26 protein-coding genes are annotated in these 24,064 nt (G+C 68.3%); 16 read left to right on the top strand and 10 right to left on the bottom strand.

Annotated features, from left to right (window positions below):
- Positions 1 to 23 precede the first annotated feature (23 nt).
- On the bottom strand, positions 24 to 1,553 hold the full coding sequence (locus R0D99_RS00615) for a biotin--[acetyl-CoA-carboxylase] ligase (RefSeq protein ID WP_317749499.1): 1,530 nt from the start codon (positions 1,551 to 1,553) through the stop codon (positions 24 to 26).
- A 10-nt stretch (positions 1,554 to 1,563) separates the two neighbouring features.
- Positions 1,564 to 2,100, bottom strand: coding sequence for an SET domain-containing protein (locus R0D99_RS00610; protein ID WP_317749498.1), 537 nt, complete (start codon positions 2,098 to 2,100; stop codon positions 1,564 to 1,566).
- Between the two features lie 80 nt (positions 2,101 to 2,180).
- Here R0D99_RS00610 and R0D99_RS00605 point away from each other — a divergent pair, with 80 nt between their 5' ends.
- From R0D99_RS00605 to R0D99_RS00565, 9 genes are all read left to right on the top strand, one after another.
- Positions 2,181 to 5,156, top strand: a complete 2,976-nt coding sequence (locus tag R0D99_RS00605; protein ID WP_317749497.1) for a DNA topoisomerase III — start codon at positions 2,181 to 2,183, stop codon at positions 5,154 to 5,156.
- Between the two features lie 36 nt (positions 5,157 to 5,192).
- Entirely contained in the window at positions 5,193 to 5,489 is a 297-nt protein-coding gene (locus R0D99_RS00600) for a prevent-host-death protein (RefSeq protein ID WP_317749496.1), read from the top strand.
- Positions 5,490 to 5,495: 6 nt separating this feature from the next.
- The gene (locus tag R0D99_RS00595; protein WP_317749495.1) at positions 5,496 to 5,924 is read left to right on the top strand and encodes a type II toxin-antitoxin system VapC family toxin; all 429 of its coding nucleotides are present in this window, start codon (positions 5,496 to 5,498) and stop codon (positions 5,922 to 5,924) included.
- A 7-nt stretch (positions 5,925 to 5,931) separates the two neighbouring features.
- Positions 5,932 to 6,408: a peptidylprolyl isomerase gene (locus tag R0D99_RS00590; RefSeq protein ID WP_317749494.1), complete on the top strand. Its 477-nt coding sequence runs from the start codon at positions 5,932 to 5,934 to the stop codon at positions 6,406 to 6,408.
- Positions 6,409 to 6,521: 113 nt separating this feature from the next.
- Complete coding sequence (locus tag R0D99_RS00585) at positions 6,522 to 7,457, top strand: tripartite tricarboxylate transporter substrate binding protein (RefSeq protein WP_317751164.1); 936 nt, start codon at positions 6,522 to 6,524, stop codon at positions 7,455 to 7,457.
- Positions 7,458 to 7,527: 70 nt separating this feature from the next.
- Entirely contained in the window at positions 7,528 to 8,808 is a 1,281-nt protein-coding gene (locus tag R0D99_RS00580) for an MFS transporter (protein ID WP_416366011.1), read from the top strand.
- A 93-nt stretch (positions 8,809 to 8,901) separates the two neighbouring features.
- Positions 8,902 to 9,063 carry a hypothetical protein gene (locus R0D99_RS00575; RefSeq protein ID WP_317749493.1) on the top strand — a complete coding sequence of 54 codons (162 nt, stop codon included), beginning with the start codon at positions 8,902 to 8,904 and terminating at the stop codon, positions 9,061 to 9,063.
- A 102-nt stretch (positions 9,064 to 9,165) separates the two neighbouring features.
- Entirely contained in the window at positions 9,166 to 9,471 is a 306-nt protein-coding gene (locus tag R0D99_RS00570) for a DUF2007 domain-containing protein (RefSeq protein WP_317749492.1), read from the top strand.
- 493 nt (positions 9,472 to 9,964) lie between these two features.
- Positions 9,965 to 10,642: an N-acetyltransferase gene (locus tag R0D99_RS00565; protein WP_317749491.1), complete on the top strand. Its 678-nt coding sequence runs from the start codon at positions 9,965 to 9,967 to the stop codon at positions 10,640 to 10,642.
- 129 nt (positions 10,643 to 10,771) lie between these two features.
- Here R0D99_RS00565 and R0D99_RS00560 read toward each other — a convergent pair whose 3' ends face one another.
- The 4 genes from R0D99_RS00560 to purB form a co-directional block, all read right to left on the bottom strand.
- Positions 10,772 to 11,335 carry a YaeQ family protein gene (locus R0D99_RS00560; RefSeq protein WP_317749490.1) on the bottom strand — a complete coding sequence of 188 codons (564 nt, stop codon included), beginning with the start codon at positions 11,333 to 11,335 and terminating at the stop codon, positions 10,772 to 10,774.
- Between the two features lie 36 nt (positions 11,336 to 11,371).
- Positions 11,372 to 11,884 carry a TIGR00645 family protein gene (locus tag R0D99_RS00555; RefSeq protein WP_317749489.1) on the bottom strand — a complete coding sequence of 171 codons (513 nt, stop codon included), beginning with the start codon at positions 11,882 to 11,884 and terminating at the stop codon, positions 11,372 to 11,374.
- Between the two features lie 131 nt (positions 11,885 to 12,015).
- Positions 12,016 to 12,783, bottom strand: coding sequence for an MBL fold metallo-hydrolase (locus R0D99_RS00550; protein WP_317749488.1), 768 nt, complete (start codon positions 12,781 to 12,783; stop codon positions 12,016 to 12,018).
- 144 nt (positions 12,784 to 12,927) lie between these two features.
- Positions 12,928 to 14,331 carry an adenylosuccinate lyase gene (gene purB, locus R0D99_RS00545; protein ID WP_317749487.1) on the bottom strand — a complete coding sequence of 468 codons (1,404 nt, stop codon included), beginning with the start codon at positions 14,329 to 14,331 and terminating at the stop codon, positions 12,928 to 12,930.
- A 102-nt stretch (positions 14,332 to 14,433) separates the two neighbouring features.
- On the opposite strand from purB, the gene R0D99_RS00540 reads away from it, so the two are divergent.
- A complete protein-coding gene (locus R0D99_RS00540; protein WP_317751161.1) occupies positions 14,434 to 15,057 on the top strand; it encodes a glutathione S-transferase N-terminal domain-containing protein in 624 nt (207 codons plus the stop codon).
- Between the two features lie 307 nt (positions 15,058 to 15,364).
- Here R0D99_RS00540 and R0D99_RS00535 read toward each other — a convergent pair whose 3' ends face one another.
- A complete protein-coding gene (locus R0D99_RS00535) occupies positions 15,365 to 15,916 on the bottom strand; it encodes a ferritin-like domain-containing protein (RefSeq protein WP_317749486.1) in 552 nt (183 codons plus the stop codon).
- Positions 15,917 to 16,182: 266 nt separating this feature from the next.
- The gene (locus R0D99_RS00530) at positions 16,183 to 16,680 is read right to left on the bottom strand and encodes a hypothetical protein (RefSeq protein ID WP_317749485.1); all 498 of its coding nucleotides are present in this window, start codon (positions 16,678 to 16,680) and stop codon (positions 16,183 to 16,185) included.
- 176 nt (positions 16,681 to 16,856) lie between these two features.
- On the opposite strand from R0D99_RS00530, the gene R0D99_RS00525 reads away from it, so the two are divergent.
- The 3 genes from R0D99_RS00525 (at position 16,857) to R0D99_RS00515 (ending at position 20,255) form a co-directional block, all read left to right on the top strand.
- Positions 16,857 to 19,163 (top strand): NADP-dependent malic enzyme, encoded by a 2,307-nt coding sequence (locus R0D99_RS00525; protein WP_317749484.1) that lies wholly within the window; start codon positions 16,857 to 16,859, stop codon positions 19,161 to 19,163.
- Positions 19,164 to 19,320: 157 nt separating this feature from the next.
- Positions 19,321 to 19,749 carry a ribonuclease domain-containing protein gene (locus R0D99_RS00520; protein ID WP_317751160.1) on the top strand — a complete coding sequence of 143 codons (429 nt, stop codon included), beginning with the start codon at positions 19,321 to 19,323 and terminating at the stop codon, positions 19,747 to 19,749.
- Between the two features lie 80 nt (positions 19,750 to 19,829).
- The gene (locus R0D99_RS00515; protein WP_317751159.1) at positions 19,830 to 20,255 is read left to right on the top strand and encodes a barstar family protein; all 426 of its coding nucleotides are present in this window, start codon (positions 19,830 to 19,832) and stop codon (positions 20,253 to 20,255) included.
- A 262-nt stretch (positions 20,256 to 20,517) separates the two neighbouring features.
- Here R0D99_RS00515 and R0D99_RS00510 read toward each other — a convergent pair whose 3' ends face one another.
- On the bottom strand, positions 20,518 to 20,955 hold the full coding sequence (locus R0D99_RS00510; RefSeq protein WP_317749483.1) for a hypothetical protein: 438 nt from the start codon (positions 20,953 to 20,955) through the stop codon (positions 20,518 to 20,520).
- A 155-nt stretch (positions 20,956 to 21,110) separates the two neighbouring features.
- Between R0D99_RS00510 and R0D99_RS00505 the strand changes: the two genes are divergently transcribed.
- Genes R0D99_RS00505 through R0D99_RS00495 form a run of 3 tightly spaced genes read left to right on the top strand, consistent with a single transcriptional unit; the run spans position 21,111 to position 23,709 of the window.
- Complete coding sequence (locus tag R0D99_RS00505) at positions 21,111 to 22,613, top strand: FAD-linked oxidase C-terminal domain-containing protein (protein ID WP_317749482.1); 1,503 nt, start codon at positions 21,111 to 21,113, stop codon at positions 22,611 to 22,613.
- A 9-nt stretch (positions 22,614 to 22,622) separates the two neighbouring features.
- Complete coding sequence (locus tag R0D99_RS00500) at positions 22,623 to 22,991, top strand: CidA/LrgA family protein (RefSeq protein WP_317749481.1); 369 nt, start codon at positions 22,623 to 22,625, stop codon at positions 22,989 to 22,991.
- Entirely contained in the window at positions 22,984 to 23,709 is a 726-nt protein-coding gene (locus R0D99_RS00495; protein ID WP_317749480.1) for an LrgB family protein, read from the top strand. The genes R0D99_RS00500 and R0D99_RS00495 overlap by 8 nt, the downstream gene beginning before the upstream one ends.
- A gap of 22 nt (positions 23,710 to 23,731) precedes the next feature.
- Here the strand turns inward: R0D99_RS00495 and cutA are convergent, their stop codons facing one another.
- A complete protein-coding gene (cutA, locus tag R0D99_RS00490) occupies positions 23,732 to 24,055 on the bottom strand; it encodes a divalent-cation tolerance protein CutA (RefSeq protein WP_317749479.1) in 324 nt (107 codons plus the stop codon).
- Positions 24,056 to 24,064 lie beyond the last annotated feature (9 nt).

Below are 24,064 nucleotides of genomic sequence, written 5' to 3'. Positions count from 1 at the left end.
TACCGCCAGCCGATGGGGTGCGCTCAGTCGCAGTCGCGCAGCTCGCGCCCGGCCAGCGCGCCGCGCAGCGTGCGGGTGCGGCGGGTCAGTTCGGCATCGGCGTGGGGCAGGCGCAGCACATAGCCGGGCGTGTCGCGCCGCTCCTGCACCACGCGCGCGGTGCGCACGCCCTTGCGCGTCAGGCCGTCCAGGCCGCGGTCGGCGGCTTCTTCGGACGAAAAACGACCCAGCGACAGGCCTGGCTCCATGCCGGGGCCGGGGCGGTCGGTGTCGACGCCCAGCGCGCGCAGTTCGGCCCGCTTGGCGGCCACGGCGCCGCCATCGGCCAGCTTGCCGATGTAGATCATCCAGCGCCCCGGCAGCTGCACGGGGTCGATGCGCCAGCTGTCCGGCGGCAGCGCCGCGGCCGCGCGGCGCACCGGCTCGATCTGCCGCTCGTCGAACGGGCCGGCCTGCAGGCAGCGGCCGGGGGCCGATGCGGGCGCGGACGGTGCCTCGGCCGGGGCCTCGCGCACGGCCACCGCATCGGGCGCCGCCGTCGGCGCTTCGGTGGCGGCGGGCCGGCGCGCGCCGGTGGCCGGTGCCGGGGCCAGCGTCACCAGATCGGGCCGCAACTGGCGCTGCAGCCGCTCGGGCTCGGTCTGCGCCTGCGGCGCCAGGCCCAGCACGCGCAGCCAGCCCTGCGACCACGCCAGCCAGCCGAGGTTGGCCGCCAGCAGCAGCACGACCAGCCGGCCGATCACGACGACGCCCCCTGCGGCGCCCCGCCAGCGGGCACGGGCCGCACGCTGACTTCGGCGCTGTGCACGCTGCGCAGGCCGCCGTCGGTCTGCACCTGCAGTTCCCCCCCCGGGGCCGACGCCGCGCGCCACGCCCTCGTCCCCGTCGGACAAGCGCACCACCCGGCCCGCCAGCACGTCGCGCGCGGCAAAGCGCGCGGCCAGCGGCGCGAAGCCCTGTTGCTCGAAGGCGCGCACCGTGCGCACCAGCGGCGCGGCCACGCGCGACAGCGCGCCGGGCGCGTCGATGCCCGGCAGCAGTTCGTCCAGCCAGCAGGGCGGGGTGGAAAAGCCTTCGCCCGCCACCGGTGCGATGTTGATGCCAATGCCGATCACGACATAGCGCGGCGCACCGGCCGCGCCGGCGCCCGCGGTTTCCACCAGGATGCCGGCCAGCTTGCGGCCGCGCCACCACAGGTCGTTGGGCCACTTCAGGCCGATCTCGTCGTGCAGGCTTTCGGCCACCGCCACCCCGACCGCCAGCGACAGGCCCGACCAGTCGCGCGGCGCCAGCGGCAGGCCGAGCGAGAAGGCCAGCGCGCCGCCCGGCTGCGCGCCGCTGCGGTGCCAGTCGCGCCCCAGGCGGCCGCGCCCGGCGGTCTGGGTTTCGGCCACCAGCAGCGTGGGCGCGTCGTCGCCCGCGCGCGCGCGGCGCATCAGCTCGCTGTTGGTCGAATCGATTTCGGCCGCCACCTGGACCCGCACCCCCGGCAGCAGCGGCGCCAGCTGCGCGCGCAGCGCCTCGACAGGCCAGGGCAGCACCGGGGCAGACATGCTCGGTGTGTCAGGCCGAGGCCTTCTTGCGCTTTTTCTTCGTTGGCGGCGTGCGGCCTTCGGCCGTATCCAGGTCGGACGACAGCAGGGTGCCGCGGCAGTTGCGGCTGCCGCACCAGCACGGGTATTCGGCCGTCAGCTCGGGCGTCAGCGGCTCGTCGATCACCAGGCCATAGTCGTAGTTCAACTCGTCGCCGGCCTTGATGGCGCGCCGCGCGGTGATGAAAATACGGCCCCCGTCCTCGTCGGCGATGCAGTTGGGGCTGCAGCTGTGGTTGATCCAGCGCGAGGCGTTGCCGCCGTACAGCGCGTCAATCACGTGGTCCTCGTCGACGTGGAAGTAGAAGGTGTGGTTGGGATCGTTCGGGTCGTGCGGGTGGCGGCGCTGTGCCTCGTCCCAGCTGATGACCTCGCCCACGTATTCGATGATGCGTTCGCCCTTGGCGATGTCGACCAGGGCGAACACGCCCTTGCCGTGCACGCCGCTGCGGCGCACCTGGATGCGGCGGCCGGTGGCCGTTGGTTGGGCGGGGGTTTTGCTGGCCACGGAAAAAATTTGCTATGTTGAATTCGTACGTATGCGTGCGCATGTGCGCGCGCGAGGACTGCAGATTCTAAAGACCGCCCATGAAGACCCTGGTCATCGCTGAAAAACCGTCGGTTGCGCAAGACATCGTGCGCGCCCTCACGCCCGTCGTCGGCAAGTTCGACAAGCACGACGAGCACTTCGAGAACGAACGCTACGTCGTCACCAGCGCCGTCGGCCACCTGGTCGAGATCCAGGCGCCCGAGCAGTACGACGTGAAACGCGGCAAGTGGAGCTTCGCCCATCTGCCGGTGATTCCGCCGCACTTCGACCTGAAGCCCGTCGACAAGACCAAGACGCGGCTGAACGCCGTGGTCAAGCAGGCGCGGCGCAAGGACGTGGGCACGCTCATCAACGCCTGCGACGCAGGGCGCGAGGGCGAGCTGATCTTTCGCCTGATCGAGCAGTACGCGCTGGACGGCAAGCACGCCAAAAAGCCCGTGCAGCGCCTGTGGCTGCAAAGCATGACGCCGCAGGCGATTCGCGACGGCTTCGACAATCTGCGCAGCGACGCACAAATGCAGGGCCTGGCCGATGCCGCGCGCAGCCGCAGCGAGGCCGATTGGCTGGTCGGCATCAACGGCACGCGCGCCATGACGGCCTTCAACTCGCGCGACGGCGGCTTCTTCTTGACCACGGTCGGCCGCGTGCAGACGCCCACGCTGGCCGTGGTGGTGGAGCGCGAGGAGCAGATCCGCAAGCACATCGCGCGCGACTACTGGGAAGTGCACGCCACCTTTCTGGCCGAGGCGGGCGAATACGCCGGCAAGTGGTTCGACCCGGCGTGGAAGAAAAACCCCGACGACGCCGACCAGCGCGCCGACCGCGTGTGGAGCGAGCGCGAGGCGCTGGCCATTGCTGACGCGGCGCGCGGCAAGGCGTGCAGCGTCAAGGAAGAAAGCAAACCGACGACGCAGGCGTCGCCCCTGCTGTTTGATCTGACGAGTCTGCAGCGTGAGGCCAACGGCAAGTTCGGCTTCAGCGCCAAGACCACGCTGGCGCTGGCGCAATCGCTGTACGAGCGCCACAAGGCGCTGACCTACCCGCGAACCGACGCGCGCTACCTGCCCGAAGACTACGTGCCCGTGGCGCGCAAGACCTTCGAGATGCTGGCGCACAGCAACCAGCGCCATCTGGCGCCGCACGCCGCCAAGGCGCTGGCCGACGGCTACATCAAGCCCACCAAACGCATCTTTGACAACAGCAAGGTGTCGGACCACTTTGCCATCATCCCCACACTGGAAGCGCCGGGAGCGCTATCCGAAGCAGAGCAAAAGCTGTACGACCTGGTGGTGCGCCGCTTCATGGCGGTGTTCTACCCCAGCGCCGAATTCATGGTGACCACGCGCGTGACGACGGCCAGCCACGAAGGCAAGAGCTACAACTTCCAGAGCAACGGCAAGGTGCTGGTGCGCCCGGGCTGGCTGGCCATCTATGGCAAGGAAGCGGCGGACGAGCAAGGTGACGACAAGGACGGCAAGTCGCTCGTGCCCGTCAAGCCCGGCGAGATGGTGCGCAACGAGTCGGTCGAGCCCAAGGCGCTGCGCACCAAGCCGCCCGCGCGCTACTCTGAAGCCACGCTGCTGGGCGCCATGGAAGGGGCAGGCAAGTGGATTGAGGACGACGAGCTGCGCGAGGCCATGCAGGAAAAAGGCCTGGGCACGCCCGCCACGCGCGCGGCCATCATCGAAGGGCTGCTGACCGAAAAATACATCCTGCGCGAAGGGCGCGAGCTGATCCCCACCGCCAAGGCCTTCCAGCTGATGACGCTGCTGCGCGGGCTGGAGATCAAGGAACTGTCCAAACCCGAGCTGACCGGCGACTGGGAATACAAGCTGGCGCAGATGGAAAAAGGCCAGCTGGCGCGCGACACCTTCATGGCGCAGATCGCCGAGATGACGGAGCGCATCGTCAAGAAGGCGAAGGAATACGACCGCGACACCGTGCCCGGCGACTACGCCACACTGGCCACGGCCTGCCCCAACTGCGGCGGGGTGGTGAAAGAGAACTACCGCCGATTCGCCTGTACCGGTGCGGAAGGCGCGGGCGAAGGCTGCGGCTTCTCGTTCACCAAGACGCCCGCCGGCCGCACCTTTGGCGTCGAGGAAGCGGAGACCTTTTTGCGCGACCACAAGATCGGCCCGCTGGAAGGCTTTCGCAGCAAGGCCGGCTGGCCCTTTGTGGCCGAGCTGGCGCTGGTGCGCGACGAGGAAAGCGGCAACTACAAGCTCGAATTCGACTTTGGTGACGACGCCAAGGCCGAACAGACCGGCGAGATCGTCGACCTGTCGCACGAGCCCGCCGTCGGCCCCTGCCCCAAGTGCGGCGCCGAGGTGAAGGCCTTCGGCAAGAGCTACGTCTGCACCCGCTCGGTGCCCACCGCCGCGCACCCCGTGCCCCACTGCGACTTCAAGAGCGGCCAGGTCATCCTGCAGCAGCCCGTGGAGCCCGCGCAGATGGCCAGGCTGCTGGCCGAAGGCAAGACCGACGTGCTCGACAAGTTCGTCAGCATGCGCACGCGCCGCCCCTTCAAGGCGCGGCTGGCCTGGAGCCCCGACGAAGGCAAGGTGATCTTCGAGTTCGAGCCGCGCGAAGGTGCGCGCAAATACCCGCCGCGCAAGACGGCTGCCGCGCCCGCCAAGGCCGCTTCAAAATCAGGAGCAACTGGCACAGGCGGGGCAAGCGCCACGGCCAAAAAAGCCGCCAAGAAAGCGCCCGCCAAGAAGACCACCGCCAAGGCCGAGAAAACCCCGCGCGCCGGCAACCTGAAGCCCAGCCCTGCGCTGGCCGCCGTCATCGGCGACGGCCCCTTCGGCCGCGGCGAAGTGATGAAGCTGCTGTGGGACTACATCAAGGCCCACAACCTGCAAGACCCCAAAGACAAGCGCACCATCCTCGCCGACGCCAAGCTCAAGCCCGTGTTCGGCGGCGAAGACAGCGTGGGCATGTTCAAGCTGGCGGGGATTGTGGGGGGGGCATTTGGGGTGAGCGATGCAGGCTGGACGCAAATGCTCTAACATACAAGCATCTGTGTCCGACCCAGGAGGTGCGCCATGAATGCCCCCATCTCCCCCGGCAGCCTGGCTGCCCCCATCACCACCTACTCCAGCCGCGAATTCACGCGCGACGTGGCGGCCGCCAAGCGCGCGGCGGCCAACGGGCCGGTGTTCATCACCGACCGCGGCGCGCCGGCCTATGCCCTGCTGACAATCGAGGAATACCACCGCCTCAAGGCGGGCAGCAAACCGCGCACCTTGCTGGAGGTGATGCAGTCGATTCCCGGTGGCGATTTCGACTGGGAGCCCCCGAAGCTGAACGACATCGTCAAGCCGTTCGACTTCGACGAGTGAGCACGCGTGTACCTGCTGGACACCAACGTCGTTTCTGAACTGCGCGATGGCAAACCGAGGCCGAGCCCCGCCGTGATGGCCTGGGCAGGCACCGTTCCGCCCGAGAGCCTGTTCCTGTCCGTGGTGACCAAGTTCGAGCTGGAGATGGGCGAATTGCGCATCGCACGCAGGGATCCCGCGCAAGCGACGGTGCTGCGCAGGTGGCGCGGCAATGTGCTGGCCCAATTCACCGGCCGCATCCTGCCCTTCACCGAACTCACCACGCCCTTCTGTGCGGCGCTGCACGTGCCCGATCCGCGGTCGTTCCGCGACGCCATGATCGCCGCCACCGCCCTCGAGCACGGCTTCACCATCGTCACCCGCAACGTGGGCGACTTTGCCGGCACCGGCGTGCGCCTCGTCAACCCCTGGGACTTCGATCCCCGAACCGTCTGAAAACCCCATGACCACCATCACCAAAGACGCCGCCGTCACCATCGCCTACAAGATGACCGACCCCAAGACCGGCAAGCCGCTCGACAGCGGCACCACGGCCTATCTGCACGGCGGCTACGGCAACCTGTTCGACAAGGCTGAGGCGGCGCTGGACGGGCAGGCGGTTGGCCACAGCATCACGGTCGATCTGACGCCAACCGAGGCGTTTGGCGAGCGCGACGAGTCGCTGATGCGGACCATCCCGAAGGCCGAATTTCCACCCGGCGTCAAGGTCGGCGGCCAGGTGCAGGGCGCGGGGCCGACCGGTGGCGCGGTGGTCTACAACGTGGTCAAGATCAAGGGCCCCGAGGTGTATCTGGACGGCAACCACGCGCTGGCAGGGCAGGCGATCCGCTTTGCCGCCACGGTGAAGGCGATTCGCCCCGCTACGGCGGAAGAAATTGCGCACGGCCACGTGCACGGTGCGCATGGGCACCAGCACTGATTTGCTTCTTTTTTGATAGCTGTTCGCCTTTGTCCAGAAAGCGCTGCATGCCCAAGATGCCTTTGAACTTGCTCCGCCGACGCGTGCTGATCGGCCTGGCCGCGGCCAGCGGCATGGCCGTGGCGACGGTGGCGCACGCCGCGTGGCCGGCGGACAAGCCGATCCGCCTCATCGTGCCGTTTCCGCCCGGGCAGGCGACGGACATCTTTGCCCGTGCGCTGGCCGAGCCGCTGGGCAAGCGCCTCGGCCAGACCGTCATCGTCGAAAACAAGGCCGGCGCCGGCAGCAACATCGGCAGCGAATTCGTGGCGCGCGCGGCGCCTGATGGATACACGCTGCTGGTGGCGGGCAGCGCGATGGCGGTGAACCAGACGCTGTACAAGAAGGTCAGCTTCGACCCCACGAAGGACCTGGTGGGCATCACCGGCATCGCCAAGGTGCCGCTGGTGTTCCTGGCGCATCCGGGTTCGGGCATCAAGACGATTGCTGATTTGCTGGCCGCGGCGCGCGCCAGGCCGGGCGCGCTCAGTTACGCCAGCGCTGGCATCGGCGGCACGCAGCACCTGTCGGCCGAGATGCTGAAATCGCAGGCCAAGGTCTTCATCACCCACATCCCGTACCGCGGCAGCGGCCCGGCGCAGGCGGATTTCCTGGGCGGGCAGGTGCCGTTGATGGTGGATTCGGTCACCGCCGCGCTGCCGCACATCCAGGCCGCCAAGGCGATGCCGCTGGCCGTCACCTCGGCCACGCGCTCGTCGCAGTTGCCGCAGGTGCCGACGGTGGCCGAGAGCGGCCCGAAAGAGCTGCGCGGCTTCGAGGCCGTGGGCTGGCTGGGCCTGATGGCGCCCAAGGGCACGCCGCCCGAGGTGGTGCAGCGCCTGAACACCGAGGTGACGGACCTGCTCAAGGGCGACGCGCTGGCGCGCTTCATCCGCGACCGCGGCTCCGAGCCCGCGCCCAGCACGGCGGCCGATTTCGACCGCTTCGTGGCCAGCGAGATCACGAAGTGGGGCGCGGCGGTGCGCCAGTCGGGCGCCAGCGCCGACTAGGGCCGCGGCGCCAGTCACCTTGGTAGCCCTGCGCGCGCAGGCGACTGCGTAAACTGCCGGCGTGCCCGCCTTGCCGCCCTCCACTGCCACTGAAGCTGCCCCCGACATCGCCCCGGCGCGCGCGCCGCTGAACGAACGCGCCGCCTGGGCCATGCTGCTGGCGCTGACCAGCGGCTTCACGCTCAGCCAGTCGTTTCGCACCGTGGCCGCCATCATGGGGCCGCCGCTGGCGGGCGAGTTGCACCTGTCGCCGCAGCAACTGGGGCTGTGGGCGGCGGCATTTCACTTCGCCTTCGGGTTGATGCAGATCGTGATGGGCGTGTCGCTCGATCTGTTTGGCGTGCGCCGCACCATCCTGACGGCGTTTCCCATCGCGGTGGCGGGCGCGCTGCTGTCGTCGCAGGCCAGCAGCTACGGCACGTTGATGGTGGGGCAGATGCTGATCGGCACCGGCTGCGCGCCGGCGTTTCTGGTGTGCACGCTGTTCATCAGCCGGCATTTCAGCGCCCAGCGCTTCACGGCGCTGTCGGGCCTGGTGATGAGCGTCAGCAGCATCGGCGTGCTGGCCACGGCCACGCCGCTGGCCTGGCTGATCGAGGCCAGCTCCTGGCGCTGGGGCTTCGGTGTGCTGGGTGCCGGCTCGATGCTGGCGTGGCTGGCCATCTGGTGGCTGGTGCACGAACCCGCCACGCCCGCGCCGCACCACCCGCAGGGCGACGGCGCGCGTGCCACGCCGTGGACGGCGCTGAAGGGACTGCTGGCCCTGTTCAAGCTGCCGCACACGCTGGGGCTGGTGGCCTACGCCGCGGTGGCGTACGCCGGCTTCATTACGCTGCGCGGGCTGTGGCTGGGGCCGCTGCTGGTCGAGCGCCACGGCTTCACGCTGGTGCAAAGCGGCAACGTGGCGCTGGCCATGACGCTGGCCAGCATGGCCAGCCCGGCGCTGTTCGGCCGGCTGGACCCGGGCGGCGCGCGGCGCATCGCCTGGCTGCTGGGCTTTGCCGTGCTGGCGGCGGGCATGGTGGGCGTGATGGGCCTGGTGCAGGTGGCGTGGGTGGATGTGGCGCTGGCCATCGGCTACGGGCTGCTGTCGGGCTACGGCGTGCTGCAGTACGGCTACGTGCGCGAGGCCTACCCCGAAGCCGTGCGCGGGCGCGCGCTGTCGCTGTTCACCATGGCGATGTTCCTGGGCATCTCGCTGATGCAATGGGTGAGCGGCCTGGCCGCCAGCCTGGCGCCGCGTTGGGGCATGGAGCCCTTCACCGCCGCGCTGCTGACCATGAGCGCGCTGCTGCTGGCGGGCGCGCTGGCCTTCTGGAAGCTGCCGCGCGCCGTGGTGGCGCACGGCTGAGGCGCGGCCGTGCCTGCGCCACACCCCCGGTTACACGCCGCGCGGCCGGGCGGGGCATACTGGCCGCATCACTTTGCCAGGAGCTTGGTTTCTATGCGCTTTGTCCGCCCGCTCATCGCCTGCGCCGGCCTGTGGGCTGCCGCGTTGGCACTCACCGGTTGCGGCGCCACGCCGCGCAACCCCGACACCGCGGGTGCGTCCGGCGTCACCGTCTACGGCACCGTCGACGCGGGCGTGGGGCGCGTGCGCCAGTGAGCCGCGACGCCGTTTTGCTATTTATTTGATAGCTGTTTGCGCTGAAGGGGCAAGCGCTGGCGCCCTGATTCACCATCGACCCCGGCATGGCATCATGCCGCCATGCGTCGCCTGACCCGCGCCCCCAACGCCGCCATCGCCCAGCTGTGGGCCGACCTGCTGTGCCAGGCGGGTTACCCGACGACTGTCGAGCGGCGCTTTCTGTCCAGCGTGGCGGGCGAGTTGCCGCCCGACCAGTGCCTGCCCGAGCTGTGGCTGCGCCATGACGAGCACGACGCCGCGGCGCGCCAGTTGCTGGACGAACTGGCCCGTCTGCCGCAGCACCAATGGCAATGCCCGTCCTGCGGCGAACAGATCGAAGGCGGCTTCGAGCAGTGCTGGGCTTGCGGCGCCTGGATGCCGCGCTGACGCGCCGCGCGATATCGCACCGTCGCAGTGCGGTAGGCGTTGTTGCCTAGCATCGCGCGGCTTCAGACCACGCTGACCCAGCCCCTTCCGGCGCGGCCGGCGCAAGACTTCCTCATGTCCCTCCCGATTTCCGCCATTGCCCTACGCCCCCTGCGCGCCCACCGCGCAGCGGTGCGGCGTGGCCGTCCCTGGCCTTGCGGGCGCGCCGCCATGGCGCGCCACCTCGCCCCGCGTCAGGCCGCACGGGTGCGGGGCGCCTACCGGCGCGGAACCGGCGGGCGCAGCACATCGGTCGGCTGACCACCCCAGCGCCGAGCGGCAGAGCGCGGCAGCACACCTGCCACACCCCTCGTGGCAGCCCGCCTTCCAGGCAACCCTTCGGCCCGCCGCTTCCGCACGTCGTGTTGTTGCTGTATTCGATGCCGCGCCGCATGGGCGCGCGGCGGGTTGTGAAAGGAGAGGCCGCCATGGAGCTGGCATTGCCCGAGAGTCAATGATGGGCGTGCGCCGCAGCGCATCGGCGCGCGGTCGCCCGTGGCGGCGGCGCCTGGCGTCGCTGCTGACCGAGCTGCGCATCGACGTCGACTTCCAGATGCCCGGCCGCCCGGTCGCCGACGAGCTGGCGCGGCTGAACGAGCGCCTGCGCACGCCGGGCGACGCGCTGCACGGGCTGCCGCGCACGCCGCTCGGCGACGGGCGCTTCGAACTGCGCTGGCGCGAAGTCGATGGCGAGCTGTTCGTCTACGTGATGGACGTGGCCGCGCGGCGCCTGGCTGGCACCACCGTGTTCAACCGCCTGGTGGAGCTGAACCGCGCGCCGACCGCCACCTGCGCTCGCCCCATTCGCGCTATGGCGACGTACCAGCGGCGCGGCCTGGCCAGCGCGGTCTACCGCTGGCAGCTGGATGCCGGCCAGTGCCTCATCAGCGGCGCGCGCCAGTCGCCCGGCGCGCACGCGCTGTGGCGCTCGCTGGGCCAGCACTACGCGTGGGGCTACGTCACCATCGAGCCGGATAAATCGCTGCGCTGGCTGGGCACCTCGGTGCCCGAAGCGGTGCAGGACGCGCTCCACACCCGGCTGGTCATGCTGGGGCGCGGCTGGCCCAGGCCACCGGCCTGCGCGGCGTTGCGGACGCATGCCAGAAGATGCGTCGGCTGCAACGCGCGATAAAACGGTCCATCGCGGCGCTACCTCCGGCGCCCATAGCTCGGCTATGGGCTGGTCGGCACCACCACGCTGTCCTCGTTTTTCGCACGTTTCGCTTCGACGCCTTCTGCCGCGCAGACTCCTAGCGGCGCCCTATTTCCAGCGCACCGGCTCCGTCGTCACGCTGTTGCCGTCCTCCGACGCCAGGGTGAGTTGCCCTTCCTGCAGCGTGGCCGACAGGCGCATGCCGCGCGCCGCCAGCTGGGCCAGCGCCTGCGCGTCGGCGGCCGGCAGGCGCCACACGGCCAGCCTGTCCAGGCGCGACAGCTTGCCCTCGATACCGCGCCACCATACGTCGGCGGCCGGGCCATAGGCGTAGACGATCACCGCGTCCGCCTTCGAACACGCCTTGGCCAGGGCCTTGTCGTCCGGCTGGCCGACTTCGATCCACAGCCGCGTGCGGCCGGTGAAGTCAACGAGTTGCACGTCAGGCTCGTCGGGGCTGGACAGGCCGGCGCCAAAGCCGATGCGCGCGTCGCCGCCGCACAAGTCCTGCACCTGGTGCGCGTTGAGCGCCAGCGCGGCCAGCCGCACCATCATGCGCTCGTCGGTCTCGCTGGGGTGGCGCGCCAGCGTCAGCTGCAGGTCGGTGTAGCAGCCGTGGTCGATGTCGGCCAGCGCCAGGTCGGCCTTGAAGACGGTGGATTTCAGGGCCATGCGGGGCGACTGTGGGTAGGGAATGCCGGGCGCGACTCAATGCCCGTTGGGCTTTCCAGCGGTCAGCCGGTCCATGAAGGCAAACAGCACGCCGGACAGCACGAAGGTCAGGTGCAATCCGACTTTCCAGCCCAGCTGCTTGTCGGTGTAGCTGTCGACGTTGACAAACGCCTTGAGCAGCTCGATACCGGAAATGGCGACGATGGAGCCGATCAGCTTGATCTTCAGGTCGGAGAAGGTGACGTGCCCCATCCATTCGGGTCGGTCTTCGCTGTCTTCCGTGTTGATTTTTGACACGAAGTTCTCGTAGCCGGCGAACACGATGATCAGCAGCAGGTTGGCCACCAGCGCCACATCGACCAGCGTCAACACGCTCACCATGATCTGGCCGCCATCGAGCGTTGCCACCTGGGGCAGCAGCATGACGAATTCCTTGATGAACTTGAACAGCAGGATGGCAATGGCGCCCACCAGGCCGACATAAAACGGCGCCAGCAGCCAGCGGCTGGCGAACATGAATCGTTCTAGACGGTGTTCAAAAGATTTCATGGGATGGGGTTCTGCAAGATCGAATGACCGCGGGGCTGCGCAGCGCCGATGGCACCTCAGTCACGACCGGTCTGGTCAACCACGACCGTGTGCGGGGCCATTATCAGGGCTGCTGGCTGGCGGCAGGCCGCTCACGCCGGCAACCGGTAATTGTCCTGTGTCATCAGGTCAATGCCACATTCGAGTTGCTCGATCCAGTCGATGAACTCCTGTACCGCCGCTCCCGCCAGCGGGGCGCCGTGCTGCGGAACGATCATGCGGATCGGCAAGGGACGCACCATCCGTGCCCACATGCGCAGGATCTTTGACGACACCATGTAGCGCTGGTGAAACGGCTGCATGCGGCCCAGGTGCGGCCGCAACGACGTGATGGGCTGGGCGGCGTCGGCGGCGGAGCCGAGCGACACGCCGAGATCGCCCGAAAAAAGTATTCTGCTGACCGGATCCCAGAACTGGAAGTTGCCCTCGGAATGCATGAAGTGCGCGGGCAAAGCCACGATCTCGGTGTTGCCCAGGCGGATGCGTGCGCCGCTGTCGGGCAGGCCGACGATGCGCCCGTGCGTCTTGCCCGGCTTGCAGAAGTGCGGCGCAAAGCGCTCCCACAGCTTCGAGATGTACAGCGTGGCCTCGGTACCTGTCATCCAGCGGTCGAGCGAGGCAATGATGTCCGGGTCGGCGTGCGAAGCGAGGATCTGCGTCAGCCGGTGTGACGGGAAAAAGCGGCTGATGGCCAGGATCAGCTCGTTGTAGGCCACGTTGCCGCCCGGATCGATGATCGCGCCGTGGTCGTCGTGCACGATGACGAACTGGTTGGCCTGCACCGCCTCGCCGCCGTCGTCGCCGAGGTGGCTGATCATCAGGCAGACATGACCACCCTGGTTGTAGAGCTCGATCGCCATGGCAGCACCCCCTCCAGCCAATGCCACGTGCCTAGGAATATGGTTCGAACGGGCAATATAGCGCAGGCCGGTAGCCGCCACCCTGGCGCTGATGCCAGACTGGCACCCGCGTGGGCTGGGCGCCACAGGGATGGCGCGCCGCGGCTACACCCGCCGCGCCAGCGCCTCGGCCTGGCCGACGTAGGTGGCGGGCGTGAGCGCCAGCAGGCGGTCTTTCTCGGCGGGCGGGATGTCCAGCGCGCGGATCAGGCCGTGCAGCGCTTCGCGCGTGACCGCCTGGCCGCGCGTGGCGTCTTTCAGCTTTTCATACGCGCCGGGCACGCCAAAGCGGCGCATCACGGTCTGGATCGGCTCGGCCAGCACTTCCCACGCGCCGTCCAGGTCGGCGGCCAGCGCGGCTTCGTTCAACTCCAGTTTGTTCAGGCCGGTCAGCAGCGACTGGTAGGCCAGCACGGCATAACCCAGCGCCACGCCCATGTTGCGCAGCACGGTGCTGTCGGTCAGGTCGCGCTGCCAGCGGCTGATGGGCAGCTTTTCGCTCAAATGCCGCAGCACGGCGTTGGCCAGGCCCAGGTTGCCTTCGGCGTTCTCGAAGTCGATGGGGTTGACCTTGTGCGGCATGGTGGACGAGCCGATCTCGCCCGCCTTGGTCTTCTGCTTGAAATAGCCCAGGCTGATGTAGCCCCAGATGTCGCGCGCCAGGTCGATGCAGATGGTGTTGGCGCGCGCGGTGGCGTCGAACAGCTCGGCCATGTAGTCGTGCGGCTCGATCTGGATGCTGTAGGGCTGAAACGTGAGGCCCAGGCCCGGCTTGCCGGCGTCGGCGCCCGGCTCGCCGGCGGCGGGCGATTCGACCACGCGGCGGCTGAAGGCTTCCCAATCGAAATCGGGCCAGGCGCTGAGGTGCGCGTTGTAGTTGCCCACGGCGCCGTTCATCTTGGCCAGCAGCTTGACTTGGGCGATGCGCTCGCGCGCGGCGGCCAGGCGCACCACCACGTTGCCGATTTCCTTGCCCACGGTGGTGGGGCTGGCCGTCTGGCCGTGCGTGCGGCTGAGCATGGGCACGGCGGCGTGCGCGTGGGCCAGCTCGCGCAGGCGGGCGATGACGGCGTCCAGCCCCTGCAGCAGCACGGCGCGGCCGGCCTTCAATTGCAGCGCGTGGCTGGTGTTGTTGATGTCTTCGCTGGTGCAGGCAAAGTGCACGAACTCGGCGGCGGCCAGCAGCTCAGGGTGGCCTTCGAACCTGGATTTGATCCAGTACTCCACCGCCTTGACGTCGTGGTTGGTGGTCTTCTCGATGTCCTTGATGGCCTGGCCGTCGGCTTCGGAAAAATCGTGCAGCAGGCCGGCGAGGTAAGCGCGCGCTTGCACCGAAAGTGGCTTGAATTCGTCAAACCCCGCGTCGGACAGCGCGATGAACCAGGCCAGTTCGACCTGCACGCGGCGCTGCATGTAACCCAGCTCGCTCATGATGGGCCGCAGGGCGGCCAGCTTGGCCACGTAGCGGCCGTCAAGGGGAGATACAGCGGTCAGGGCGGTGAGTTGCATGGGCAAATTGTAGAAGGCGCCGGTCGCGCGGACCCTGCGCGCGCCCGACCGTAGAATGGATTCGACCCCCTTTGCGCACTTTTGAACGGACACCCCATGCCCATCCGACTGATCGGCGCCGTGAGCAGCCCCTACGTGCGCAAGGTGCGTGTGGTGCTGGCGGAAAAGAAGCTCGACCACCAGTTCATCCTGGAAAACGTCTGGGCCGACGACACGCGCATCGGCGCGGCCAATCCGCTCGGCAAGGTGCCGTGCCTCGTCATGGACGGCCAGGATGCGGTGTTCGATTCGCGCGTGATCGTCGAATACCTGGACGCGCTGTCGCCCGTGGGGCGGCTGATTCCGGCGTCGGGCCGCCAGCGCGTGGAAGTCAAGACCTGGGAAGCGCTGTCCGACGGCCTGATGGACGCCGCCGTACTGGCTCGGCTGGAACGCACCTGGCCCGGCCGCACCGACGCCGAGCGCAGCCCCGCCTGGATCGCGCGCCAGCTGCAGAAGGTGGACGACGCGCTGGTCGCGATGAGCGCCGGCCTGGGCGACAAGACCTGGTGCTCGGCGGGCGTGCACCTGACGCTGGCCGACATCGCCGTCGGCTGCGCGCTGGGCTATCTGGACTTCCGCTTTCCGGAAGTGGATTGGCGTGCCCGTCACGCCAATCTGGCCCGGCTGCTGGACGAGCGGCTGATGCAGCGCCCCAGTTTCAAGGACACGGTGCCCAGCGCCTGACGCGCCACCGCTTCGGCCCGGCCGTGGCATGACGCTGGCGCGCCCAAAAAGAAGCGCCGCCGGGGTGGTGAACCCGGGCGGCGCGTCATGAATAAAAAAGCTGCCGAAGCGACCTGAAACGAAGGAGGAGGAGGGAGGGAGGAGGAAGTGCGCTTCAGGTGTTGGGCGCGAAGCCTTCAAAGGCTCGGCAGCGTCAATGCAAATTCGGAACCATCTTCTCCATCACGCTGGATATGACACGCCGGGGTGGCTTGAGTTCCGTGCCCGCGCGGCGTGATGGCGTAAAGATTTGTGTCCGTTCGCGCGCTTACAGCGCCAGCCAGGTCTTGAGCTCTTCGGCGTGTTCCTGCTCGTCGTTCAGGATTTCCTCGAGCAGGCGGCGCGTGGTCGGGTCCTTGTCGCCGACCAGATCGACCATCTGGCTGTAGGCCTCGATGGCCACGCGCTCGGCGATCAGGTTGGCGCGGATCATTTCCTTCAGGTCGTTCGACGCGTTGTAGTCGGCGTGGCTGCGCTCGATCAGCGTGGCGGGGTTGAAGTCGGGCTCGCCGCCCAGTTGCACGATGCGCGTGGCGATGCGGTCGGCGTGGGCCTGCTCTTCCTGCGCGTGAACCAGGAATTCCTCGGCGATGGCGGGCGATGCCAGACCGTCGGCCATGTAGTGGTGGCGCTTGTAGCGCAACACGCACACCAGCTCGGTGGCCAGCGAATCGTTCAGCAGCTTGATGATGTCCTTCACCCAGGGGCCGTCGTTGTGCGGCGTGACGGCGCCGTCGTCCAGGCTGGTCTTGGCCTTTTTCAGTGCTTCTTCGTTCAGCGCCAGGTGGCCGCTGGATGACTTGGCGGATTTGGTAGCCATGGTGTCCTCGTTTTGGGTGTCTTGGAAGGGTTGAATGGGCGCTTCCTGCACGGCGAAGAAGCGAGCATCCAACCTTAAGTCCCAGGCCACCGAGGCGTTAGCAGCCATCAGGCATTTGCGCTGTCAGCGTGCGCCTACGCGGCGGCGCACACCGTATCCAGGCCTGACCAAGCCAGGCAATCAGCTACCAATTAGATAGCTGATTGCGCTGATTCAGCCTGCGCTGGCGGCCTGTTTGACATGCAAACCGCCAGCGGGGGTGCAGGTCAGCGAACGATGCTCTGCTTCATGCGCGCCAGGGCGATCATCAGCGCGCCGGCGCCCAGCGTCTTCACCAGCTCGGGGTGCTCGGCGTAGAAGCTGCTCATGCGGTCAAACACGCCCGGCTCGTCGGCCGTGCGCGCGGTGGTGACCACGTCGCGCACCTGGTCGGGCGTGATCTTCGTGGCCTTGTCGACCGGCACCAGCGGCGTGTCGCGGCCTTCGTGGCCGGCCAGTGCGCCGCCGGCCACACCGGCCAGCGCGCCGGGGCCGAGGTGTTCGGTCAGCGAGTTCAGGATGGCGGCGCGCTGCTCGGGCGAAGCCTTGTCGAACATGTCGGCCACGATCTGGGACAGCTGCGGCGTTTCCTTGGAGCGCAGGGCCTCGCCGACGCTGACCTTGAGGTCGTCGCGCGAGGCTTCGCGCGTGATCTGGTCGATCTGGTGCGGCTCGGGGGCGCGGGCGTTGTTCAGAACCTGTTGCAGAACGTCAAAGAGGGCCATGGGATATTCCTTTCTGAAAGTGGGGAAGGACAGCCCCCCCATGCTAGCGCGCCCCGGCGGCCGCGCCCACTGCCGGAGCGCAGGACGCGGCCTTGTCCGACACTGCGGTTTGTGCGTAGGCCGGGGACATGTTCGCCGACCCTAGAATGACCGCGCACCGAGACTGAGGAGACACCATGCCCACGCCGCCCCCCGCCAGCGAAGAAAAGCGCACCGACCTGCGCCGCGCCGCGCTCGACTACCACGAGCACCCGGTGCCCGGCAAGATTGCCATTGCCGCGACCAAGCAGCTGGTCAACCAGCACGACCTGTCGCTGGCCTATTCGCCGGGCGTGGCGTTTCCGTGCGAGGAAATCGTCAAGGACCCGGCCGCCGCCTTCAAGTACACCGCGCGCGGCAACCTGGTGGGCGTCATCACCAACGGCACCGCGGTGCTGGGCCTGGGCGACATCGGCGCGCTGGCGGGCAAGCCGGTGATGGAAGGCAAGGGCGTCCTGTTCAAGAAGTTCTCGGGCATCGACGTGTTCGACATCGAGATCAACGAGAAGGACCCGGACAAGCTGGTCGAGATCATCGCCGCGCTGGAGCCGACCTTTGGCGGCATCAACCTGGAAGACATCAAGGCGCCCGAGTGCTTCATCGTCGAGCGCAAGCTGCGCGAGCGCATGAAGATCCCCGTCTTCCACGACGACCAGCACGGCACCGCCATCGTGGTAGGCGCGGCGGTGGTCAACGGCCTGAAGGTGGTGGGCAAGAAGATCGAGGATGTGAAGCTGGTGGTCAGCGGCGCCGGCGCCGCGGCGCTGGCCTGCACGGGCCTGCTGGTCAAGCTGGGCGTGCGGCGCGAAAACGTGTGGGTGACCGACATCAAGGGCGTGGTCTACGAGGGCCGCACCGAGCTGATGGACCCGGACAAGGCCGTCTACGCGCAGAAGACGGACAAGCGCACGCTGGGCGAAGTGATCGACGGCGCCGACGTCTTCCTGGGCCTGTCGGCCGGCGGCGTGCTCAAAGGCGACATGGTGGCGCGCATGGCGGCGCGCCCGCTGATCCTGGCGCTGGCCAACCCGCACCCCGAAATCCTGCCCGAGGACGTGAAGGCGGTGCGCGACGACGCCGTGATGGCCACCGGCCGCACCGACTACCCGAACCAGGTCAACAACGTCCTGTGCTTCCCGTATATCTTCCGCGGCGCGCTGGATTGCGGCGCCACGACGATCAACGACGCCATGGGCATCGCCGCCGTGCACGCCATCGCCGACCTGGCGCAGGCCGAGCAGAGCGAGGTGGTGGCCCGCGCCTACGTGGGCGAGCAGCTGAGCTTCGGCCCCGAATACCTGATCCCCAAGCCCTTCGACCCGCGGCTGATGATGATCGTTGCCCCGGCCGTGGCCGAAGCGGCGGCCCAGAGCGGCGTGGCCACCCGCCCCATCGCCGACCTGGAGGCCTACCGAGACAAGCTGCAGACCTTCGTCTATGCCTCCGGCACCACGATGAAGCCGATCATCGACGTGGCGCGCAACGCGGCCCGCAAGCGCGTGGCCTACGCCGAGGGCGAGGAAGAGCGTGTGCTGCGCGCCGCGCAGATCGTGGTGGACGACCACATCGCCCGCCCGACGCTGATCGGCCGCCCGGCCATCATTGCCCAGCGCATCCAGAAGTTCGGCCTGCGGCTGGTCGAGGGCGCCGACTACGACGTGGTGAACGTCGAGGCCGACGACCGCTACAAGGAGCTGTGGCAGAGCTACCACCAGCTCACCAAGCGCAAGGGCATCACGGTGCCGATCGCCAAGATCGAGATGCGGCGGCGCCTGTCGCTCATCGGCGCCATGCTGCTGCGCCGCGGCGACGTGGACGGGCTGATCTGCGGCACCTGGGGCACCAACCAGATGCACCTGACCTACATCGACCAGGTCATCGGCAAGAAGCCGGGCGCGCGCACCTACGCCGCCATGAACGGCCTGCTGCTGCCGGGCCGGCAGGTGTTCCTGGTCGACACCCACATCAACTACGACCCCACCGCCGAGCAGCTAGCCGACATCACCGTCATGGCGGCCGAGGAGATGATGCGCTTCGGCTTCAAGCCCAAGGCGGCGCTGCTGTCGCACTCCAACTTCGGCTCGTCCAACCAGCCCAGCGCGGTCAAGATGCGGCAGGCGCTGGCGCTGGTGCAGGAACAGGCGCCCTGGCTGGAAGTGGACGGCGAGATGCACGGCGACGTGGCGCTCGACGCCGCCCAGCGCGCCGACATCATGCCCGACAGCCCCCTGCGCGGCGACGCCAACCTGCTGGTGCTGCCCGGCATCGACGCCGCCAACATCGCCTACAACCTGCTCAAGACCGCGGCCGGCGGCAACATCGCCATCGGCCCGGTGCTGCTGGGCGCGGCAAAGCCGGTGCACATCCTCACCGCCAGCGCCACGGTGCGCCGCATCGTCAACATGACCGCCCTGACGGTCGCCGACGCCAACGTGCCGCAATGAAGGCTGCTCAGTAAGCGAGCACTGACTACTCCGATTTGGCCGCGGGCAGGGCACGTGCCTGCAAATTAGGCACGCCCTTGCTTTTTTGGAGCGTCTGAGTCACACTACCGCCTTGAAATTTTCGGGTAAACCCGGAGGTTTCCGAAAGGTGTTTTTCATGTTGCGAACAGCGGCATCGCGTGCTGTCCGGTTTTCCCGCTTGTCGGTGGCAGCTTCGGTGCTGGCGGTGGTGCTCCCCTTGGCGGGCACCGCCGATGCGCGTGGCCTGCTGTCGTGGGGCTCTTCGGGCAGTGACGAATCCACCATCTCGGTGGCGGACCTGCCCGCCCAGGGCCAGCGCACGATGGCGCTGATCCTGCAAGGCGGCCCGTTTCCGTACGAAAAGGATGGTTCGGTGTTCGGCAACCGGGAGCGACTGCTGCCGCGCGAGCGGCGCGGCCACTACCGCGAATACACCGTGGAAACTCCGCGCAGTCGCGACCGAGGTGCGCGCCGCATCATTTGCGGCGGCCGGCAGCTGACCGCGCCCGAAGCGTGCTGGTACACCAACGATCACTATTCGAGTTTCAGGAAGATCGTGCCATGAAAGCGTTTGAACAGTTTCAGCCCGTATCGTCTGTCGCCACGGGCACCCACCGGTTTTTGACTCCAGAGAAAGCAGCGGAGATGGATCAGCCACTTCGTCAACCCCAGGAAACGCCGCTCAAGGGCGTGCGCACCAACATCGTGCAGTCGATCCGCGCCTTCCGCGTGCACGACCTGCAGGAAGCGGCGGCGCAGCTTGGCCAGCACTTCCTGTACGCCAACCTGGCCCAGGCCCAGACCAAGCAGGACGTGCTGGACATGATTGCCCAGCAATTCACCTTTCCGGCGCACTTCGGCAAGAATTTCGACGCGCTGTACGACTGCATGACGGACCCGCTGCACAAGTCGGGCCCGCAGCCGGGCTTCATCGTGGTGCTGGAATCGATCCCGGCCACCGCCAAGTTCGACAAGGAAGCGCGCGAGCAGCTGCTCGACATCTTCCGCGATGCCGCCGACTACTGGAACGACCGGAAGATACCGTTCAGGTGCTTCTATTCTTTTCTGTAGCCCGTTCTGCACAAGCTGGCCAAGCAGAACGGGCGAACGAGGCTCAGGGCGAAACCGCCCCCCGCTGACATCGAAGTCGATGCCGGCGAAAAAATGCCGACCGACAAGCTGGTCGACATCTCCCCGCTGGCGCTGCGCATGAGCAGCCCGTTCAACGCGGGCTACTGGTTGAGCGCGGCCTGATTGATCCGACGGCCGCACGCCATGCAAAAAAGCCCGCTGTTGCAGCGGGCTTTTTTCTTGCGCATGGGGCGTCGGCGCGTCAGTTTTCGCCGGCCGCCGGCTGGGTCGGGGTGGGCGCGGCGGCCTTGTTGGGCGACGCGCTGTCGGCAGGCGCCTTGGGCTTGGGCGGCGCGCGCTTGGGCAATTCACCGGCGGGCACGGCCAGCGCCGTGCGTTCGCAGTCGCGCTGGGCCAGGGTGCGCGCGGCGGCGCCGCTGACCGCGCTGGCCTGCCGCTTGCAGTTGCGCTCGACGATGCGCTCGCCCTCCAGGCGGCGCGCCAGGCAGGCGCGGATCTTGCCCTTGCGGTCGCGCGCAGCCGCACCGACCTCGCGCTGGCACAGCACCATGCGCGTGGGCAGCACCTCGTCCGCATGCACCAGCACGGGCGCGGGCGCCGGTGACTGCTGCGCGGGCGCGGCATAGGCCGCTGTCCATCCGCAGGCCCAGATCAGGCTGCAGGCCGTCCATCGTTTCATGTGCTGGTTCTTCTTTGTCCATACGGCGCCGCGCCGTAGCGCGGGGCCGATCCGCCCAATATCCATGCGCCGATTGTGCCTTGCCACGCCCGGCGGCGCGCTGACGGCGCGGCGCGATGCTCTATAGTGACCCGATTGCCCCTTATTGCCTTGCCATGGACGCCGCCATCGCTGGTCAGCCAGCCCCCGCACTACAAAAATCAGAGCTGCAGGCGCAGGTGGTTGCTGCGCTGTCCCGCCAACTGCCGCCGCAGGCGCTGTTGTGGACGGACGAGCTGACGACCCCGTACGAATGTGACGGCCTGACCGCATATCGCCAGCGGCCGCTGGCGGTGGCACTGCCCGAGAGTTACGAACAGATTCAACAGGTGTTGAAAACCTGCCACAGCCTGGGCGTGCCGGTGGTGGCGCGCGGCGCGGGCACGGGCCTGTCGGGCGGGGCGATGCCGCACGAGCGCGGCGTGACGCTGTCGCTGGCCAAGTTCAACCGCATCCTCAAGATCGACCCGCTGGCGCGCACGGCGCAGGTGCAGTGCGGCGTGCGCAACCTGGCGATCAGCGAAGCCGCCGCCGCGCACGACCTGTATTACGCGCCCGACCCGAGCAGCCAGATTGCCTGCACCATCGGCGGCAACGTGGCCGAAAACTCGGGCGGCGTGCACTGCCTGAAGTACGGGCTGACGCTGCACAACGTGCTCAAGGTGAAAGGCTTCACCGCCGAAGGCGAGCCGGTCGAATTCGGCGGCGAGGCGCTGGACGCGCCCGGCTACGACCTGCTGGCGCTGATCACCGGCAGCGAAGGCATGCTGGCCGTGACGACTGAGGTCACCGTCAAGCTTTTGCCCAAGCCGCGCCTGGCGCGCTGCATCATGGCCAGCTTTGCCGACGTGCGCCACGCGGGCGATGCGGTGGCGGCGGTGATCGCGGCCGGCATCATCCCCGCCGGGCTGGAGATGATGGACAAGCCCATGACGGCCGCCGTCGAGGACTTCGTGCACGCCGGCTACGACCTGGAGGCCGCCGCCATCCTGCTGTGCGAATCCGACGGCACGCCGGAAGAGGTGGAGGAAGAAATTGGCCGCATGACGCAGGTGCTGACGGCGGCGGGCGCTACCAAAATTGCAGTAAGCGAGTCCGAGGCCGAGCGCCTGCGCTTCTGGAGCGGGCGCAAGAACGCCTTCCCGGCCAGCGGCCGCATCAGCCCCGACTACATGTGCATGGATTCGACCATCCCGCGCAAGCGGCTGGCCGACATCCTGCTGGCGATCCAGCAGATGGAGGTGAAGTACGGCCTGCGCTGCTGCAACGTGTTTCACGCCGGCGACGGCAACCTGCACCCGCTGATCCTGTTTGACGCCAACGACCCCGACCAGTTGCACCGGGCCGAGCTGTTCGGCGCCGACATCCTGGAGACCAGTGTCGCCATGGGCGGCACCATCACCGGCGAGCACGGCGTGGGCATCGAAAAGCTCAACAGCATGTGCGTGCAGTTCAGCGCCGACGAGAACGAGCAGATGTTCGGCATCAAGCGCGCCTTCGATCCGCAGGGGCTGCTGAACCCCGGCAAGGTCATTCCCACGCTCAACCGCTGCGCCGAATACGGCAAGATGCTGGTGCGCAGCGGACGCCTGCCCTTCCCTGAACTGGAACGTTTTTAATCGCACGCCATGCAAGCGCTGCGCGGGCTGGCCTGGCTGTTGTTGCTGCAACTGGTGGGCGAAGTGCTGTCCCGCGCCTTCAGCCTGCCGCTGCCCGGCCCGGTGATCGGCATGCTGCTGCTGATGCCGGCGCTTGGCTGGCGCCCGCTGCGCGAGCCGGTGACGGAGGTGGCGCGGTTTCTGCTGGCGCACCTGTCGCTGCTGTTCGTGCCGGTGGGCGTGGGCGTCATCACGCACCTGGGCGTGCTGCAGCAACACGGCTTCCGGCTGCTGGCAGTGATCGCGCTGTCGACCTGGATCGGCCTGGCCGTGAGCGCGCTCACCCTGCGTGCGCTGATGCGCGGCCGCGCGCACGCCGCGGAGGCGCCCGATGCCTGACTTCGTGCAGCTGTGGGTCTACCTGTCGTCGGCCCCGCTGTTCGGGCTGACGGCGACGCTGGTCGTCTACCTGCTGGCGCAGCGCTTTTACGCCGCCATGGACCAGGCGCCCTGGGCCAACCCGGTGCTGTGGTCGGTGCTGACGCTGGGCGCCGCGCTGCTGGCGACTGGCGTGCCCTACCCGAGCTACTTCGCGGGCGCGCAGTTCATCCATTTTCTGCTCGGCCCGGCGGTGGTGGCGCTGGGCTTTCCGCTGTGGGAGCGGCGCGCGCAACTGCGCCGCGATTGGGGGCGTTTTGTGGCCGCAGCGCTGGCGGGTGGCGCGGCGGCAGCTATCAGTGCTGTAGCACTCGGCTGGGCCTTGGGACTGCCGGAAGACGTGCTGCGCTCGCTGGCCCCGAAGTCGGTCACGGCGCCGGTGGCCATGGGCGTGGCCGAAAAGATCGGCGGCGTGCCGGCGCTGGCGGCGGTGTTCGCGGTGCTCACGGGGCTGATCGGCGCGCTGTCGGGCAAGTACCTGTTCGCGCTGCTCGGCGTGGGCACCGACCGCGTCGGCTGGATGGCGCGCGGCTTTGCCATGGGCACGGCGGCGCACGGCATTGGCGCGGCGCGTTCGCTGCAGGTCAACCTGGACGCCGGCGCCTACGCCGGGTTGGCGCTCGGTCTGCAAGTGCTGCTGGCGTCGGTGCTGATGCCGCTGGTGGCGCGGTGGTTTTAAGGCCTTTTGCCCAACGCCAGATTCACGCAGTGCGCGTCTCGGTGCCGACCCAATTCGCAAACTCAGGCAACGCTTGCGCCACCGGCAGGGCGACGATGGCGGGCAGTTCGTACGGGTGGCTGGCGCGCAGCGCGGATTCGAGCGCCGGATAGCGCTCCGCCGTGGTCTTGAACAGCACACGGAATTCGCCCTCGGCCTGCACCGCGCCCTGCCACCAGTACACGCTGTCGATGGCGCTGATCTGTGCGCACGCGGCCAGGCGCTGCTCAACCATGGCGCGGGCCAGCGCGTCGGCGTCGGCGCGCGTGGCGACGGTGGTCAGCACCAGCAGCAGGTTTTGGGTCAAATCGGCCTC

It is taken from the genome of Ottowia sp. SB7-C50 (assembly GCF_033110285.1).
GTDB lineage: Bacteria > Pseudomonadota > Gammaproteobacteria > Burkholderiales > Burkholderiaceae_C > Ottowia.
The sequence above is the reverse complement of the archived record's forward strand: the minus strand, read 5'-3'. Positions and strand labels throughout refer to the sequence as shown.

Excerpts from the sequence above, each read along its gene's own strand:
- R0D99_RS00570 (WP_317749492.1), top strand. The coding sequence starts at position 9,166 with ATGCGTCGCCTGACCCGCGCCCCCAACGCCGCCATCGCCCAGCTGTGG.
- R0D99_RS00500 (WP_317749481.1), top strand. The coding sequence starts at position 22,623 with ATGCAAGCGCTGCGCGGGCTGGCCTGGCTGTTGTTGCTGCAACTGGTG.
- R0D99_RS00615 (WP_317749499.1), bottom strand. The coding sequence starts at position 1,553 with ATGTCTGCCCCGGTGCTGCCCTGGCCTGTCGAGGCGCTGCGCGCGCAG.
- R0D99_RS00495 (WP_317749480.1), top strand. The coding sequence starts at position 22,984 with ATGCCTGACTTCGTGCAGCTGTGGGTCTACCTGTCGTCGGCCCCGCTG.
- R0D99_RS00550 (WP_317749488.1), bottom strand. The coding sequence starts at position 12,783 with ATGGCGATCGAGCTCTACAACCAGGGTGGTCATGTCTGCCTGATGATC.
- R0D99_RS00600 (WP_317749496.1), top strand. The coding sequence starts at position 5,193 with ATGAATGCCCCCATCTCCCCCGGCAGCCTGGCTGCCCCCATCACCACC.
- R0D99_RS00590 (WP_317749494.1), top strand. The coding sequence starts at position 5,932 with ATGACCACCATCACCAAAGACGCCGCCGTCACCATCGCCTACAAGATG.
- R0D99_RS00515 (WP_317751159.1), top strand. The coding sequence starts at position 19,830 with ATGGATCAGCCACTTCGTCAACCCCAGGAAACGCCGCTCAAGGGCGTG.
- R0D99_RS00575 (WP_317749493.1), top strand. The coding sequence starts at position 8,902 with ATGCGCTTTGTCCGCCCGCTCATCGCCTGCGCCGGCCTGTGGGCTGCC.
- R0D99_RS00585 (WP_317751164.1), top strand. The coding sequence starts at position 6,522 with ATGGCCGTGGCGACGGTGGCGCACGCCGCGTGGCCGGCGGACAAGCCG.
- R0D99_RS00520 (WP_317751160.1), top strand. The coding sequence starts at position 19,321 with ATGTTGCGAACAGCGGCATCGCGTGCTGTCCGGTTTTCCCGCTTGTCG.
- R0D99_RS00555 (WP_317749489.1), bottom strand. The coding sequence starts at position 11,884 with ATGAAATCTTTTGAACACCGTCTAGAACGATTCATGTTCGCCAGCCGC.
- R0D99_RS00530 (WP_317749485.1), bottom strand. The coding sequence starts at position 16,680 with ATGGCCCTCTTTGACGTTCTGCAACAGGTTCTGAACAACGCCCGCGCC.
- R0D99_RS00565 (WP_317749491.1), top strand. The coding sequence starts at position 9,965 with ATGATGGGCGTGCGCCGCAGCGCATCGGCGCGCGGTCGCCCGTGGCGG.
- R0D99_RS00525 (WP_317749484.1), top strand. The coding sequence starts at position 16,857 with ATGCCCACGCCGCCCCCCGCCAGCGAAGAAAAGCGCACCGACCTGCGC.
- R0D99_RS00560 (WP_317749490.1), bottom strand. The coding sequence starts at position 11,335 with ATGGCCCTGAAATCCACCGTCTTCAAGGCCGACCTGGCGCTGGCCGAC.
- R0D99_RS00605 (WP_317749497.1), top strand. The coding sequence starts at position 2,181 with ATGAAGACCCTGGTCATCGCTGAAAAACCGTCGGTTGCGCAAGACATC.
- R0D99_RS00510 (WP_317749483.1), bottom strand. The coding sequence starts at position 20,955 with ATGAAACGATGGACGGCCTGCAGCCTGATCTGGGCCTGCGGATGGACA.
- R0D99_RS00535 (WP_317749486.1), bottom strand. The coding sequence starts at position 15,916 with ATGGCTACCAAATCCGCCAAGTCATCCAGCGGCCACCTGGCGCTGAAC.
- purB (WP_317749487.1), bottom strand. The coding sequence starts at position 14,331 with ATGCAACTCACCGCCCTGACCGCTGTATCTCCCCTTGACGGCCGCTAC.
- R0D99_RS00505 (WP_317749482.1), top strand. The coding sequence starts at position 21,111 with ATGGACGCCGCCATCGCTGGTCAGCCAGCCCCCGCACTACAAAAATCA.